Raw genomic sequence first — 13,788 nt, 5'->3', positions numbered from 1 at the left:
TTCCGCCATCAAGAAGGTGTAGGTCTGACCTGTCTGCCGCGGGAATTGCAGCGTTCCGCCGGATGCGGCACCCTCGCCGGACGCCAATTCCATCTGCTGCCAACCGGGGTCATCATCCCATGCGCCGCCTTCTCGCCCCCTTCCTGTTCCTTCTGGTCGCCATGCCGGCCCTTGCCCAGACGGCCGGATTCGGAGTCGCCGACAAGCAACCGATCACCCTCGACGTCGCCAGCATCGAGGTGGACGACCAGTATGTTCCGCCGATGAGGGACCCCCATGTAGAGCATGTGATCCCCGTCTCCCCGGCAGAGGCGGTGCGGCTCTGGACCCAGGACCGGCTGCGCGCCGGCGGCAGCCAGGGCACGGCCCGCGTGGTGATCCGCAATGCATCCGTGATGGAGGAACCTCTGGAGCGCACCGGCGGCATCCGCGGCTGGTTCACCAAGGACCAGTCGGAGCGCTACACCGGGCGGCTTCAGGTGGAGATCGTGGTGGAGAATGGCGGCTTCCAGGGCACCGCCACCACCAATGTGGCCCGCAGCACCACGGTGCCGGAGGATGTCAGCTTGGCGGAGCGGGAAAAGGTGATGCTGGAGCTGGTCCGCAATCTGGCCCGCGACCTGGACAGCCAGCTTGAACCCGCCATCCGCCAGCACCTGTTCCCGGTGCTGATCCTGTAGTAGAGGGTCCGGCCCTTCCGCCGACTTCGGCCTTATGTTCTCTGTCACCCCGGCGAAAGCCGGGGCCCAGAGTCCCAAGGGCGGTACCTGCGGCCCTGGGTCCCGGCTTCCGCCGGGATGACGGAAAGTTCAGGGCCTTGGCCAGCCGCGGAGACGCATTCCGGCCGCCGGGCCCTGTCCTCACCCTGAGCTTGTCGAAGGGCGATTCTCCGGCCGCAGATCAGGTGAACAGCACCAGCACGCCGGTCTGGCTGTAGAGCCGGGCGTTGCTGATCTCGCCGGCGGCGAAGAAGCCGGTCAGGGGGAAGTCGCCGAGACGGTTGCGGATCATCGCCATCTCCGCCCCGTCCTCCCCGAACAGGTGCCGGCCGCGCGCCAGGCAACCGATATAGATGCCGCCTCGCGGCGGCGCGTTCAGGCGGCGCGAGAGCTGGGTCAGCATCCGGTCCATGTCGGCCACGGCGCTGGCCTGATCGCGGCGGCAGAACATCAGCCCGTCGCCCTCATCCACCTCGCCCCGGATGGTGATGGTGCCGCGGGCCATGTCGATGCCGGTCACCGCACGCGCCAGATAGTCGCCTGTATCGGAGCCGGGAATCGGCAGACCGGCGAAGATGCGGCCCGCCGTGCGGTCCAGGTCGGCTGCCAGCTCCGGCCCGATCTCCTCCCGGAACACGTCAAGGGCCGGGCGCCCGTCCAGCTCCGCCACCAGCCTGCCCTCGGCGGAGGTGACCTCATGCACCGGGCCGATGGGCGTGCAGCCCTGGGTAAGTCCGGTGATGACGCCCACATCGGCTGAGAAGAGCGCGCCGCTGAGACCCTCCTCCGCCACACGGCCGGAAACCTGCGGGAAGTCGGCGCGCGAGGAGGTCAGCCCGCCCACCAGGAACGCCTGGGTGCGTTGCGCCAGCCCTTCCACCAGTTCCATCATCCTGGAACTGCGCGGGTCGGCATGGACCAGCCCCAGCATGGGCGCATGCAGCGCCAGCCAGGTGCCCAGCGCCTGATCCAGCGGTCCCGTCCCCTCGGTCAGGCTGGGAATCAGCCGCACGGCCTCTTCCGGGAAGGTGGCGAACATGGCGCTCACCGCCGGGCGGTCGAACACCTCCCGCCCCTGCCCGCAGACGCTGACCCCGACGGTGCCGACCCAGCGATCGATGCCGGTCACCCCGCGGAACAGGGTGGTGATGCTGCCGAGCTGGTCGGCCAGATGATCCGTGACGTAGAGGAAGCCCAGATTGGCGCCGGAAGCCGGTCCCAGCGCCTGGAGGCAGCCCTTGGCCGCCTCGGCCCAGTCCCGCCCCTCCGCCAGGGCGGAAGCGAAGGTGGGCCGTGTCCGCGTCTGCGGCGGGAGCGTCGCCACCGGTTCAGCCCGCCCGACCGGGAGCGGAGGCAGACGTTCCGGGCGTCGCCCCGATGCTGTTCAACGCCTGCTCAACCGTCGGCAGGATGCCTTCGGTGATGCGCGTGACGCCTTCCGCCGTGGGATGCATTCCGTCCTCCTGGTTCAGCTCCGGCACCATCGCCACACCTTCCAGGAAAAAGGGGTAGAAGGGTACGCTATATTTCTGAGCCAGCTCGGGATAAATCGAATCGAACGCCTCCTGGTACTGACGGCCCAGATTGCGGGGCGCCATCATGCCGGCCAGCACGGCCGGCACGCCCTTCTCCTGAAGCTTGCCCAGGATGCGGTCCAGATTCTCCCGCGTCGCCGCCGGATCGACGCCGCGCAGCCCGTCATTGCTGCCCAGCGCCACGATGACCAGGTCCGGCTTGTCGGCCAGCAGCCAGTCCAGCCGGGCCAGCCCGCCCGCCGTGGTCTCGCCCGACACGCCGGTATCCGGCACGTCCACGGCATATCCCTTGGCTGTCAGGGCCTCTTCCAACTGATTGGTGAAGGCGGCCTCGCGGGGAAGTTTGTACCCGGCGGTCAGGCTGTCCCCCAGCGTGACGATGGTCACCGGATCGCCGCTGGCGGATGGGGCCGCCTGGGCGAAGGCCGGCGGTGCCAGCAGCGCAAAGGCGGCCGTCAGCAGGGCCAGTCCGTTGAAAGAGCGCCGCGTGGGGCCATATCGCCTTGAGTTTTGCATCGCACCACCACCGGTTAGAGAGAAGACATGGTCCAGCCCGTGCCCCCAGCGAGCCCCGTCGTCCTTTTGCGGGACGTGCACCTTAAGCTGGAGAGTGCGGCCGGACCCGTCAACATCCTGAAAGGAATCAGTCTGGAAGTGGGGGCCGGCGAGAAGGTCGGCGTGGTCGGCCCGTCAGGGTCCGGCAAATCCTCCATGATGATGATCCTGGGCGGGCTGCAGCCGCCCACCAGCGGTTCCGTCCAGGTCAAGGGCCACGAGGTCACGGCCATGAGCGAGGATGATCTGGCCCGCTTCCGCCGGGACGAGGTCGGCATCGTCTTCCAGGCCTTCCACCTGATCCCGACCATGACGGCGCTGGAGAATGTGGCGATCCCCCTGGAGTTCGCCGGCGCCCCCGACGCGTTCGAGCGGGCGCAGGCCAGCCTGGAGGCGGTGGGGCTGGGCCATCGCCTGACCCATTATCCCGGCCAGCTGTCGGGCGGAGAGCAGCAGCGCGTCGCCCTGGCCCGCGCCTTCGCCCCCGAACCCGCCTTGCTTCTTGCGGATGAGCCGACCGGCAATCTGGACGGCGATACCGGCCGGCAGGTGATCGAGCTGATGTTCGACATGGCGGAGCGCAAGGGCACCACCATCGTGCTGATCACCCACGACCCCGGCTTGGCGAAGCAGTGCGACCGCACCATCCGGCTGGTGGACGGCCTGATCGTCAGCGATGGCCGCGAGGCCGCGCCGCGCGTGGCGAAGGCGTGAGGATCTGCGCATGAGCGTCGCCGCCCTTCCCTCCGGCCCGAACGCCGGCTTCTGGCCCAATCTGAAGCTGGCCCTGACCGTCGCGCGGCGGGAGCTGCGCGGGGGCCTCAAGGGGTTCCGCATCTTCCTGGCCTGCCTGACGCTCGGCGTCGGCGCCATCGCCACGGTGCAGTCGGTATCCAGCGGCATCCTGGATTCGCTGCGCAGCGACGGCCGCGCCATCCTGGGCGGCGACGTGTCCTTCCGCCTGCTGTACCGGGAGGCGTCGCCGGAGCAGATGGAGTGGCTGCGCAGCCGGGGGGAGGTGGTGACCGCCGCCGACATGCGCGCCATGGCCCGCGATCCCGCCGATCAGGCGAATGCCGCCCTGGTGGAGCTGAAGGCCGTCTCCGACGCATACCCGCTCTATGGGCGGTTCGCCCTGACGGGGCCGGATGGGCAGCCGGTGGAAGTGGACATCCAGGACACGCTGGCCCGCAGGGACGGTGTTCCGGGCGGCGTGATCGAGGAGACGTTGGCGAGCCGGCTGGACCTGCAGGTCGGTGAGCGGCTGGCCATCGGCGAGACCGAGGTGGAGGTGCGCGGCATCATCGCGCGGGAGCCGGACAAGGCCGGTTCCGGCAGCTTCTCCCTCGGCCCCCGCCTGCTGGTCAATCTTGAGACGCTGGCGGAGACGGAGCTGGTCCAGCTCGGCAGCCTGATCACCTGGAATTACCTGATGCGCCTGCCGTCCGGCACGGATGTGGAGGCGTTCCGGGAAGAGGCGGAGCAGGCCTTCCCCGATGCCGGCTGGCGCATGCGCGACTACACCAACGCCGCCCCGCAGCTTCAGCGCTTCGTGGAGCGGCTGACCCTGTTCCTGACCCTGGTGGGGCTGACGGCGCTGCTGGTCGGCGGGGTCGGCGTCGGCAACGCCGTGCGCAGCTTCCTGGAGACCAAGACCGCCACCATCGCCACGCTGAAGACGCTGGGTGCGCGGGGCGGCCTGATCTTCGAGGCCTATCTGGCGCAGATCCTGGCGCTGGCCGCACTCGGCATCCTGTTCGGGCTGGCGATCGGGGCGCTGGCCCCGGTGATCGCCGGGCGGGCCCTGGCCGGGCTGCTGCCGATCACGGCCAGCATCGGCGTCTATCCCGGCGCATTGCTGACCGCCGCCGGATTCGGCCTGCTGACCGCGCTGACCTTCAGCCTGTGGCCGCTGGCCAGGGCGCGGGAGGTGCCGGCCATGTCGCTGTTCCGCGACCAGGCGACCCCGGTGCGCGCCCGCCCGCGCGGAGGCTATCAGGCCCTGATGGCGGCATCGGGCCTGGGGCTGGCGGCGTTGGCGATCCTGACCGCCGACATGCCGGGCTTCGCCGCCGCCTTCGTGGCCGGGGCCGCCGCCGTGCTGGCCGCCTTCTGGGGGGCAGGATGGCTGGTCACCCGCATCGCCGCGCGGGTCGGCCGGCCGAAGCGCCCGGTGCTGCGGCTGGCGGTCGCCAACATCCACCGGCCCGGCAACCCCACCGGCGCCGTGGTGCTGTCGCTGGGGCTGGGCCTGACCGTGCTGGTCGCCATCGCCCTGATCGAGGGGAATTTCCGGCAGGAGGTGAACGAGTCGATCCCGGAGAACGCGCCGGCCTTCTTCTTCGTGGACATCCAGCCGGACCAGCTCCAGCCCTTCAGCGACACCGTGCTGGGCGTGCCCGGCGCCTTCGACCTGGAGCGGGTGCCGAACCTGCGCGGCCGCATCGCCGCCGTGAACGGCGTCAAGGCCGAGGAGGCCGTGGTGAACCGGGAGCATGCCTGGGTGCTGAACGGCGACCGCGGCATCACCTACCGCGCGGAAGCGCCGGCGGACGACGTCATCGTGGCTGGGGCGTGGTGGCCGGCGGATTACCAGGGCGCGCCGCAGGTGGCGATCTACAAGGATGTGGCGGACGCCTTCGGCATCGGGCCGGGCGCCGCCATGACCTTCAACATACTGGGCCGCGACATCGACGCGGAGGTGGCGGTGGTGCGCGACCTGGATTTCCGCAGCATGACGCTGAACTACACGCTGGTGTTCAGCCCCGGCGTGCTGGAGGCCGCCCCGCAGACCTGGGTGGCCACCGTCCGGGCGGAGCCGGAGGCGGAACTGGCGGTGCAACGCGCCGTCAGCTCCAACTTCTCCAACATCTCCGCCATCCGGGTGAAGGACGCGCTGGATACGGTGAACGGCATTCTGGAGAATATCGGCACCGCCGTGCGGGTCACCGCCGCCATCACCCTGCTGGCGGGCACGCTGGTGCTGGCCGGAGCCATCGCCGCCGGGCACAAGCGCCGGGTCTACGACGCCGTGGTGCTGAAGGTGCTGGGGGCGACGCGGGGCACGGTGCTGCGCGCCTTCCTGCTGGAATACGGGTTGCTGGGCCTGATCACCGCGGCCATCGCCGGGGCGCTGGGCACGCTCACCGCCTGGGCCGTGCTGACACAGGTGATGGAGTTCGACAGCTTCACCTTCCTGCCCTCCGTCGTGATCGGCACGGCGCTGCTGTGCACGGCCATCACCCTGTCGCTGGGGTTCGTCGGCACCTGGCGGGCGCTGGGCCAGCCGGCGGCACCGCTGCTGCGCAACGACTAGGCGGGGAGCGCTTCCCCCTCGGCCTGAACGGCGGCCCGGAAGATCAGCGACTGGTGCACCGCCATCCCGGCCATGCTGCCGTCGCCCACGGCCAGCGCCACGGAGCCGGCGGCCCGAGCCGCGTCGCCACAGGCGAAGACGCCGGTGATGCTGGTTTCCTTGAGGGCGTCCGTCCTGATGAAGGAGCCCTGCGGCCCCTGCTCCAGCGCGCAGCCGAGCTGTTCCGCAAGCGGGCTCGCCATCCGCGTCCAAGGCTGGGTGAAAAGCCCGTCGAAGGGCAGGACACGCCCATCCGCCAGGACCACATCGGCCTTCTCCCCGCCGATTTCCCGGATCGGGCCTGCCTCCACCGTGACGCCGCGGCGTTCGAGTTGGGCTCGCTGATCCGCATCCGGTTCGAACGCGCCGTTGAGCAACAGCGTGGTAGGCCCCCAGTCCGGCAGCATCACCGCATGATGCATGGCGCGCGGCGAGGCCGCGATCACGCCGATCCGCCCCTCCATGAGTTCATAGCCATGGCAGTAGGGACAGTGGAAGACGAAGCGGCCCCAGCGCTCGGCAAGGCCGGGAATGGGCGGCAGATCGTCGACGACTCCGGTGGCCAGCACCAGCCGCTCCGCCTCATGACTCTCCCCGGCCGCATCGGTGATGCGGAAGCCGGTGCGGGTCCTCTCCGCCCGCTCCGCGCGCCGGCCAATCCAGGTCACGGCCGGATAGGCCATGAGCTGCGCGCGGGCGTCGGCGGCGATCGCGCCCGGCGGGCGTCCGTCCTGACCGAGGAAACCGTGGGAAGCCGCCGCGAAGCGGTTGCGGCGGATACCCTCGTCCAGGACAAGGACCCGCCGGCGGGCACGGGCCAACTGGAGCGCGGCGGCGAGTCCCGCGTAACTGCCGCCCACGATGATTGCGTGATGGGTCATCGGATTCATCCTTTCCTGATCACGCCGCACGGGCTTTTCCGGAGACGGTTCCCGCGCGGCTATTCTCGAAACAACATAAGTTACGTGATGCGGCGCGGTCAATGGCTTTCGTAACCTTTGTTGTTTCGTGACCCTGAAGATGCTAGCTAACCCGGCGCCGACCTTGGCGAGGTGAAGAAAGGCCAGTTCCCGATGAGACATGACAGCCGCCTGTCCCGCATGCTGCACGTCCTGATCCACATGGATCGGCATGAGGGTGCGGCGACCTCCGAGACCATCGCGGCGATGCTCAACACCAATCCGGTGGTCATCCGCCGCACCATGGCCGGCCTCAGGGACAAGGGCTATGTGCAGTCGGAGAAGGGCCATGGCGGCGGCTGGCGGCTGGCGCGGCCGCTGTCCGGGATCACGCTCCTGGATGTCTACCGCGCGCTGGGGGAGCCGCCCGTCTTCGCCATCGGCCCGGCGGTGGACAATCCCGAATGCCTGGTGGAGCAGGCGGTCAATGCCGCGCTGGACAGCGCCCTGCGCGAGGCGGAAGCGCTGCTCATCTCCCGCCTGGAGAAGGTGACCCTGGCCGACCTCGCCGTTGATTTCGACCGGCAGCTTGAGAAGGTTCGTGGCGGCGCGCACGAGCCCTAACGCCCGCACAGTCCCGTGCCAAAGTGGTAAATCCCTCCGGGGCGACGCCTCTTTCGTGCGAGACGTTGACACCGGCGGTTTACACACTCACCTTTCAGCATGATGGTCAGCCTTCACGCCACCTGTGTGAGTCTGGCCGGCGCCGGGGTCCTGCTGCGAGGCCCCTCCGGAGCCGGCAAATCCGATCTGGCGCTCCGCCTGATCGATGGCGGCGCATTGCTCATCGCCGATGACCGGGTGGAGTTGGAGGAAAAGGATGGCCGGGTCCACGCCCGCGCTCCGCAGGAGCTGGCCGGCCTTCTCGAAGTACGCGGAGTCGGCATCCTGCCGGTTCCCCATGCCGCCGACGCGCCACTGGCGCTGGTCGCCGATCTGGTCGGGAGTGGAGAGGCGGACCGGCTGCCGGAACCGCAGACGGTCCTGCTCTGCGGCCTGCCCGTTCCCCGGGTCGCCATCGCCCCGTTCGAGGCTTCGGCCCCGGCCAAGCTGCGGCTGGCCGCCTCGGCTGCCGCCGCAGGCCAGCCCGCGGTCCCGCCCCGGTTCACCGCCATTGCGGGAGGACGGCATGAGTGACGTCCGCAGCCCGGAACGCTCCGGGACGGAAGCCCGCAAGGACGGCAGGCTGCCGCTGGTGGTGGTAACCGGCATGTCTGGCGCCGGCCTGTCCACGGCCATGAACTGCCTGGAGGATCTGGGCTATGAGGCAGTCGACAATCTACGCCTGTCGCTGCTGACCGCCCTGGTGGCGCAGGGGCATGACCGCCCGCTGGCCGTAAGTCTGGTCAGCCGTACGCGCGACTTCACGGCCGATCGGCTCCTGGACGCGCTGGCCGCCCTTTCCCAGCGGCCGGAATTCGACGTGCAGCTCCTGTTCCTGGATGCGCAGGACGACGCCCTGCAGCGGCGCTACATGGAGACGCGCCGGCCGCATCCCCATGCCATGGACCGGCCGGTGGCGGACGGCATCGCGCTGGAGCGCGCCCTGCTGTCCCGCGTGGCGGAGAGGGCCGACGTCACGGTGGATACGTCCGACCTGTCGGTGCACGATCTTCGCCGCATCCTGTCCGGCCATTTCCACCTGGATGGCGGCCCGGAACTGCACATCTTCGTCACCAGCTTCGCCTACCGCCACGGCGTTCCGCGCGAGGCCGACCTTGTGTTCGATGTCCGCTTCCTGGACAACCCGCACTGGGACCCGCGCCTGCGGCCCATGACCGGCCTGGATGAGCCGGTGCAGCGCTATATCGAGCAGGACCCCGACTTCAACGGCTTCTTCGGGAACTTCACGCGGCTGATCGAGCCGCTGCTGCCCCGCTACGCGCATGAGGGCAAGTATTACCTGACGATCGCGATCGGCTGCACGGGCGGCAAGCACCGATCCGTCTTCACCACGCATAAACTGGCGGCATGGCTGCGCGAACGCGGCTATAACGTCAAGGAGGCCCATCGCGACCTGGAGCGGAAAGCCCCGGCACTCGCCCCGCATGCGGCGTCACCGGCCCCCCCGTCCATCGCGGACGGGGAGATCCGGCAGGCGGACGCCGTGCGGTAGGGCACCTGAGGGAGGCTCCCGGTACTGAAATGATCGGCATGGTCCTAGTCACCCACGGTCGCTTGGCCGAGGAGTTCATCGCCGCCCTCCAGCATGTGGTGGGGGAGCAGCAGCAGGTCCGCGCGGTCTGCATCGGTCCCGAGGACGACATGGAGCGGCGGCGGGAGGAAATCCTCGCCCGCGTGGCGGAATGCGATGCCGGCGACGGCGTCGTGCTGCTGACCGACATGTTCGGCGGCACCCCCTCCAACCTCGCCATCTCCATCATGGACCGGGCGAAGGTGGAGGTGATCGCCGGCATCAACCTGCCCATGTTGATCAAGCTCGCCTCCGTCCGAAAGACGGAAAGCTCGTTGCGCAACGCCGTCCAGGCCGCACAGGAGGCCGGGCGCAAATACATCAATGTGGCCTCCTCCCTGCTGGCTGAGGGGTGATCCATGACAGACCAGGCAGACCCCACCGGCGGCGCCCCCGGCCCCGCCGCCGAACCCGTCACCGCAACGCTGGAAATCCGGAACCGACGCGGCCTGCACGCCCGCGCGGCCGCCAAGTTCGTCAAGACTGCCGCCGAATTCAATGCGGAGGTGGAGGTGGAGCGTCTGGATTCGCGGGTCAGCGGTCAGTCCATCATGGGACTGATGATGCTGGCGGCGGCACAGGGCACTTCCATTTTCGTCAGCGCCACCGGGCCGGACGCGGCCGCCGCCGTTGCAGCGCTGAAGGATCTCGTCGACCGCAAGTTCGACGAGGATTAGGCCGATGCAGCGCACCGACCGCTACCGCGCCGCAAGCCAGCCGGGGCAGGAGCGCGTGCTGCGCGGCGTGGGCGTCTCCGCCGGCATCGCCATAGGCCCTGCCCATGTGGTGGAGAGCGGGGCCGTCCAGGTGCCCGAATACAGCGTCTCCGCCACCGATACCGATGCGGAGACCGCGCGTTTCCACGCCGCGGTGGAGAAGGCGCGGCGGCAGGTCCGCAAGCTGAAGGCCAAGGCCGCCGCCCTGCCCGACGCGGCGGCCGAGGATGTCGGCTTCCTGCTGGAGGCGCATCTGGCCATGCTGACCGGCTCCCGCCTGATCCGCGGGGTGGAGCGGCGCATCCAGGATGAGCTGCTGAATGCCGAGGCCGCCGTGCAGGCGGAGATCGGGGCCATCGCCCAGTCCTTCTCCAGCATGGACGACGCCTATCTGGCCGCCCGCGTGGCCGATGTGCGGGAGGTGGGGCGACGGCTGATCCGGAACCTGCTGGAAAGCCCCTATCAGGCCTTCTCCCTGCTGCCAGAGGGGTCGATCATCCTGGCGGAGGAGCTGACGCCCGCCGACACGGCCCTGATGGACCCGCGCCGGATCGGCGGATTCGCCACCGTGCTGGGCGGGGCGGAGGGACATACCGCCATCATGGCCCGCGCACTGAACCTGCCCGCGGTGCTGGGTGCGGCCGGTCTGCTGCAAGGCGTGCAGTCCGGCGACATGGTGGTGGTGGATGGCATCGCCGGCCGCGTCCATCTGAATCCGCCGGCGGAATTGCTGGCCGAGTACCGCCTGCGCCGGGACGACTGGCTGGCGGAGCGGAAGCGGCTGAAGTCCCTGTGCGCCTTGCCCTCCGTCACCCGGGACGGCGCGCATGTGTCGCTCCAGGCGAATCTGGAGCTGCCGCGGGATGTCGATTCGGCGACCGAGGTGGGGGCGGAAGGCATCGGCCTGCTGCGCACCGAGTTCCTCTACATGAACCGGGAGGACCTGCCCGACGAGGAGGAGCAGTACGAGACCCTGCGCTGTCTGGTGGAACGCATGGACGGCAGGCCGGTCACGGCCCGCACCCTGGATATCGGCGGTGAGAAGCTGGCCGGCGCGCTGAGCCGTCATTTCGGCGAGCCGGCGAATCCGGCCCTGGGGCTGCGCGCTATCCGTCTCGGACTGCTGGAGCCCAAGCTGCTGGAGACCCAGCTTGCCGCCATGCTGCGGGCCGCCGTCCATGGCCGGCTCCGCATCCTGCTGCCCATGATCTGCTCTGTCGGCGAGGTGCGGCAGGTGCGGGAGGTTCTGGCGCGGGTGGCGCGCCGCCTGCGCCGGCGGGGCGTGCCCATCGCCAATCCCCTGCCCGAGTTGGGCATCATGATCGAAGTGCCGGGGGCGGCGCTGTCGGCCGACGCGCTGGCGCCGATGGTGGATTTCTTCGCCATCGGCACCAACGACCTGATCCAGTACACCCTGGCCATCGACCGCGGCGACGAGCAGGTGGCCCATCTGTACGATCCCCTGCACCCGGCCGTTCTGCGGCTGGTCCAGTTCACCACGGCGGCTGCACGCCGCAACAACATCCCGGTGAGCGTCTGCGGGGAAATGGCGGGCGATCCGCGCTATGCGGCCCTGCTGCTGGGTCTTGGCGTTCGGGACCTGTCCATGGCGCCGGGAAACCTGCCCCTGGTGAAGCGCCGTGTCCGCTCACTGGATCTGGCGGAAGCCGGCCGTCGGGCGGAGATCATCATGCAGCAGTCGGACAGCGGCCGCATCGCCGCCCTGCTGGACGATTTCAACGGCATTCTGGGCTGACCGGAACGCCGGAACGGAGAGGGTGTGGCGTACCCTCCCGGCGCAACGTGCCCAGAGACGAAGGCGCATATCCTGTTTCCATGAACATAATCACCAGGATTGTCCGGGCCGGTGAACTGCCGGCGGAACTGCGCGGCGACATCGATCCCGCCACCCTGGTGCGCGTCATCATGCAGCCGGACGCGGAAGCGGAACGGCGCACGGCCTCCCTTCCGCTGCGTCCGAAAGCGGCGGACGATGTGGAACTGCGTGAAATCCCGAAAGCCTGCCGCGACCCGGACGATGACATGGTCCTGGCAACCGCGCTTGCTGGGCGGACTGATGTGATTGTTTCCGGCGATGCCGACCTGCTCGACCTCCATCCTTTCCAGGGTATTCCGGTCCTGAACCTGCCGCTTTCCTGGAATGGGCGGGCGCTGCGCCGCTGTGATCCTGCGCCCGGCGCGATCAGATGCACACATAAAGATATCTTTATGCTTGCCCCATGACGCCCCTGCTGGTACACCCTGCCGCAGCGGGGCGGGGCATTGCTGTGCCCGCCCTTTTCGTTCGCCCACTCCCGCCGCCCGGCCCAGCCGTGGAAGGCGCCGATCCCGAGGAGTCGTCATGTCTGCTACTTCCTTCACCGACTACAAGGTCAAGGACATCTCCCTGGCCGGCTGGGGCCGGAAGGAGATCGCCATCGCCGAGACCGAGATGCCGGGCCTGATGGCGCTGCGCGAGGAGTATGGCGCCTCCCAGCCGCTGAAGGGTGCGCGCATCGTCGGATGCCTGCACATGACCATCCAGACGGCCGTGCTGATCGAGACGCTGACCTATCTGGGCGCCACGGTCCGCTGGTCCTCCTGCAACATCTTCTCCACCCAGGACCAGGCCGCCGCCGCCATCGCCGCCGCCGGCATCCCGGTCTTCGCCTGGAAGGGCGAGACGGAGGAGGAGTTCTGGTGGTGCATCGAGCAGACCCTGCGCGGGCCGGACGGCTGGACCCCGAACATGATCCTGGACGATGGCGGCGACGTCACCCAGATCATGCACGACAAGTATCCGGAGATGCTGAAGGACGTGCGCGGCCTGTCGGAGGAGACCACCACCGGCGTGCACCGTCTGTATGAGATGATGAAGAAGGGCACCCTCAAGGTCCCCGCCATCAACGTCAACGACAGCGTCACCAAGTCCAAGTTCGACAACCTGTATGGCTGCCGCGAGTCCCTGGTGGACGGTATCCGCCGCGCCACCGACGTCATGATGGCCGGCAAGGTCGCCGTGGTCGCCGGCTTCGGCGACGTGGGCAAGGGATCCGCCGACAGCCTGCGCAGCCAGGGCGCCCGCGTCCTGGTCACCGAGATCGACCCGATCTGCGCGCTGCAGGCCGCGATGCAGGGCTATCAGGTGGTCACGATGGAAGAGGCCGCCCCGGTCGGCGACATCTTTGTCACCGCCACCGGCAATGTGGACGTGATCACGCTGGACCACATGCGCGCCATGAAGGACCGCGCCATCGTCTGCAACATCGGCCACTTCGACAGCGAGATCCAGATCGACTCCCTGCGGAACTACCAGTGGGAAGAGGTGAAGCCGCAGGTGGACGAGGTGGTGTTCCCCGACGGCAAGCGCCTGATCGTGCTGGCCAAGGGCCGTCTGGTCAATCTGGGCTGCGCCACCGGCCACCCCAGCTTCGTGATGTCTGCCAGCTTCACCAACCAGGTGCTGGCCCAGCTCGAGCTGTGGACCAACCACCAGAGCTACGAGAACAAGGTCTATGTGCTGCCCAAGCACCTGGACGAGAAGGTGGCCCGCCTGCATCTCGGCAAGATCGGCGTGCACCTGACCGAGCTGACCCCGAAGCAGGCCGAATACATCGGCGTGGACAAGACCGGCCCGTTCAAGCCGGACCACTACCGCTACTGATCGGGTCCGTTATGGGGCAGCCCGGAAGGGCTGCGCCTTTTTCATGCGGCGCGCTGCTTCGGTGGCGCGCCGCCTTGCTTTTGGGGGTGGC

At 68.9% G+C, this 13,788-nt stretch carries 14 protein-coding genes; 11 read left to right on the top strand and 3 right to left on the bottom strand.

The window, feature by feature from the left end:
• Positions 1–119: 119 nt before the first annotated feature.
• A complete protein-coding gene (locus DOL89_RS00120) occupies positions 120–680 on the top strand; it encodes a hypothetical protein (RefSeq protein WP_119677321.1) in 561 nt (186 codons plus the stop codon).
• Between the two features lie 220 nt (positions 681–900).
• Here DOL89_RS00120 and DOL89_RS00115 read toward each other — a convergent pair whose 3' ends face one another.
• The gene (locus DOL89_RS00115; RefSeq protein ID WP_119677320.1) at positions 901–2,043 is read right to left on the bottom strand and encodes an FIST signal transduction protein; all 1,143 of its coding nucleotides are present in this window, start codon (positions 2,041–2,043) and stop codon (positions 901–903) included.
• 4 nt (positions 2,044–2,047) lie between these two features.
• On the bottom strand, positions 2,048–2,770 hold the full coding sequence (locus DOL89_RS00110; protein WP_119677319.1) for an arylesterase: 723 nt from the start codon (positions 2,768–2,770) through the stop codon (positions 2,048–2,050).
• 27 nt (positions 2,771–2,797) lie between these two features.
• Between DOL89_RS00110 and DOL89_RS00105 the strand changes: the two genes are divergently transcribed.
• The gene (locus DOL89_RS00105; RefSeq protein ID WP_119677318.1) at positions 2,798–3,523 is read left to right on the top strand and encodes an ABC transporter ATP-binding protein; all 726 of its coding nucleotides are present in this window, start codon (positions 2,798–2,800) and stop codon (positions 3,521–3,523) included.
• A gap of 10 nt (positions 3,524–3,533) precedes the next feature.
• A complete protein-coding gene (locus DOL89_RS00100) occupies positions 3,534–6,125 on the top strand; it encodes an ABC transporter permease (RefSeq protein WP_119677317.1) in 2,592 nt (863 codons plus the stop codon).
• On the opposite strand, the gene DOL89_RS00095 is transcribed toward DOL89_RS00100, so the two are convergent.
• Positions 6,122–7,045 carry an NAD(P)/FAD-dependent oxidoreductase gene (locus DOL89_RS00095; RefSeq protein WP_119680134.1) on the bottom strand — a complete coding sequence of 308 codons (924 nt, stop codon included), beginning with the start codon at positions 7,043–7,045 and terminating at the stop codon, positions 6,122–6,124. The genes DOL89_RS00100 and DOL89_RS00095 overlap by 4 nt on opposite strands.
• A gap of 192 nt (positions 7,046–7,237) precedes the next feature.
• Between DOL89_RS00095 and DOL89_RS00090 the strand changes: the two genes are divergently transcribed.
• From DOL89_RS00090 to ahcY, 8 genes are all read left to right on the top strand, one after another.
• Complete coding sequence (locus DOL89_RS00090) at positions 7,238–7,687, top strand: Rrf2 family transcriptional regulator (RefSeq protein ID WP_119677316.1); 450 nt, start codon at positions 7,238–7,240, stop codon at positions 7,685–7,687.
• A gap of 99 nt (positions 7,688–7,786) precedes the next feature.
• On the top strand, positions 7,787–8,260 hold the full coding sequence (locus DOL89_RS00085; protein ID WP_318658519.1) for an HPr kinase/phosphorylase: 474 nt from the start codon (positions 7,787–7,789) through the stop codon (positions 8,258–8,260).
• Positions 8,253–9,239, top strand: coding sequence for an RNase adapter RapZ (gene rapZ / locus DOL89_RS00080; protein ID WP_119677315.1), 987 nt, complete (start codon positions 8,253–8,255; stop codon positions 9,237–9,239). The genes DOL89_RS00085 and rapZ overlap by 8 nt, the downstream gene beginning before the upstream one ends.
• Positions 9,240–9,268: 29 nt before the next feature.
• The gene (locus tag DOL89_RS00075; protein WP_119677314.1) at positions 9,269–9,673 is read left to right on the top strand and encodes a PTS sugar transporter subunit IIA; all 405 of its coding nucleotides are present in this window, start codon (positions 9,269–9,271) and stop codon (positions 9,671–9,673) included.
• Positions 9,674–9,676: 3 nt separating this feature from the next.
• Complete coding sequence (locus DOL89_RS00070) at positions 9,677–9,994, top strand: HPr family phosphocarrier protein (protein ID WP_119677313.1); 318 nt, start codon at positions 9,677–9,679, stop codon at positions 9,992–9,994.
• A gap of 4 nt (positions 9,995–9,998) precedes the next feature.
• A complete protein-coding gene (ptsP, locus tag DOL89_RS00065) occupies positions 9,999–11,789 on the top strand; it encodes a phosphoenolpyruvate--protein phosphotransferase (protein ID WP_119677312.1) in 1,791 nt (596 codons plus the stop codon).
• Between the two features lie 170 nt (positions 11,790–11,959).
• Positions 11,960–12,277, top strand: coding sequence for a putative toxin-antitoxin system toxin component, PIN family (locus DOL89_RS00060; RefSeq protein ID WP_162937241.1), 318 nt, complete (start codon positions 11,960–11,962; stop codon positions 12,275–12,277).
• A 118-nt stretch (positions 12,278–12,395) separates the two neighbouring features.
• Positions 12,396–13,697, top strand: a complete 1,302-nt coding sequence (ahcY, locus tag DOL89_RS00055; RefSeq protein WP_119677310.1) for an adenosylhomocysteinase — start codon at positions 12,396–12,398, stop codon at positions 13,695–13,697.
• Positions 13,698–13,788: the final 91 nt, after the last annotated feature.

The sequence above is a fragment of the Indioceanicola profundi genome, assembly GCF_003568845.1.
In the GTDB taxonomy this organism is placed as follows: Bacteria; Pseudomonadota; Alphaproteobacteria; order Azospirillales; family Azospirillaceae; genus Indioceanicola; species Indioceanicola profundi.
The sequence above is the reverse complement of the archived record's forward strand: the minus strand, read 5'-3'. Positions and strand labels throughout refer to the sequence as shown.

Coding starts and splice junctions, on each gene's coding strand:
- DOL89_RS00070 (WP_119677313.1), top strand. CDS start 9,677: ATGACAGACCAGGCAGACCCCACCGGCGGCGCCCCCGGCCCCGCCGCC.
- ahcY (WP_119677310.1), top strand. CDS start 12,396: ATGTCTGCTACTTCCTTCACCGACTACAAGGTCAAGGACATCTCCCTG.
- DOL89_RS00090 (WP_119677316.1), top strand. CDS start 7,238: ATGAGACATGACAGCCGCCTGTCCCGCATGCTGCACGTCCTGATCCAC.
- DOL89_RS00105 (WP_119677318.1), top strand. CDS start 2,798: ATGGTCCAGCCCGTGCCCCCAGCGAGCCCCGTCGTCCTTTTGCGGGAC.
- DOL89_RS00100 (WP_119677317.1), top strand. CDS start 3,534: ATGAGCGTCGCCGCCCTTCCCTCCGGCCCGAACGCCGGCTTCTGGCCC.
- DOL89_RS00075 (WP_119677314.1), top strand. CDS start 9,269: ATGATCGGCATGGTCCTAGTCACCCACGGTCGCTTGGCCGAGGAGTTC.
- ptsP (WP_119677312.1), top strand. CDS start 9,999: ATGCAGCGCACCGACCGCTACCGCGCCGCAAGCCAGCCGGGGCAGGAG.
- rapZ (WP_119677315.1), top strand. CDS start 8,253: ATGAGTGACGTCCGCAGCCCGGAACGCTCCGGGACGGAAGCCCGCAAG.
- DOL89_RS00110 (WP_119677319.1), bottom strand. CDS start 2,770: ATGCAAAACTCAAGGCGATATGGCCCCACGCGGCGCTCTTTCAACGGA.
- DOL89_RS00060 (WP_162937241.1), top strand. CDS start 11,960: ATGCAGCCGGACGCGGAAGCGGAACGGCGCACGGCCTCCCTTCCGCTG.
- DOL89_RS00095 (WP_119680134.1), bottom strand. CDS start 7,045: ATGACCCATCACGCAATCATCGTGGGCGGCAGTTACGCGGGACTCGCC.
- DOL89_RS00120 (WP_119677321.1), top strand. CDS start 120: ATGCGCCGCCTTCTCGCCCCCTTCCTGTTCCTTCTGGTCGCCATGCCG.
- DOL89_RS00085 (WP_318658519.1), top strand. CDS start 7,787: ATGATGGTCAGCCTTCACGCCACCTGTGTGAGTCTGGCCGGCGCCGGG.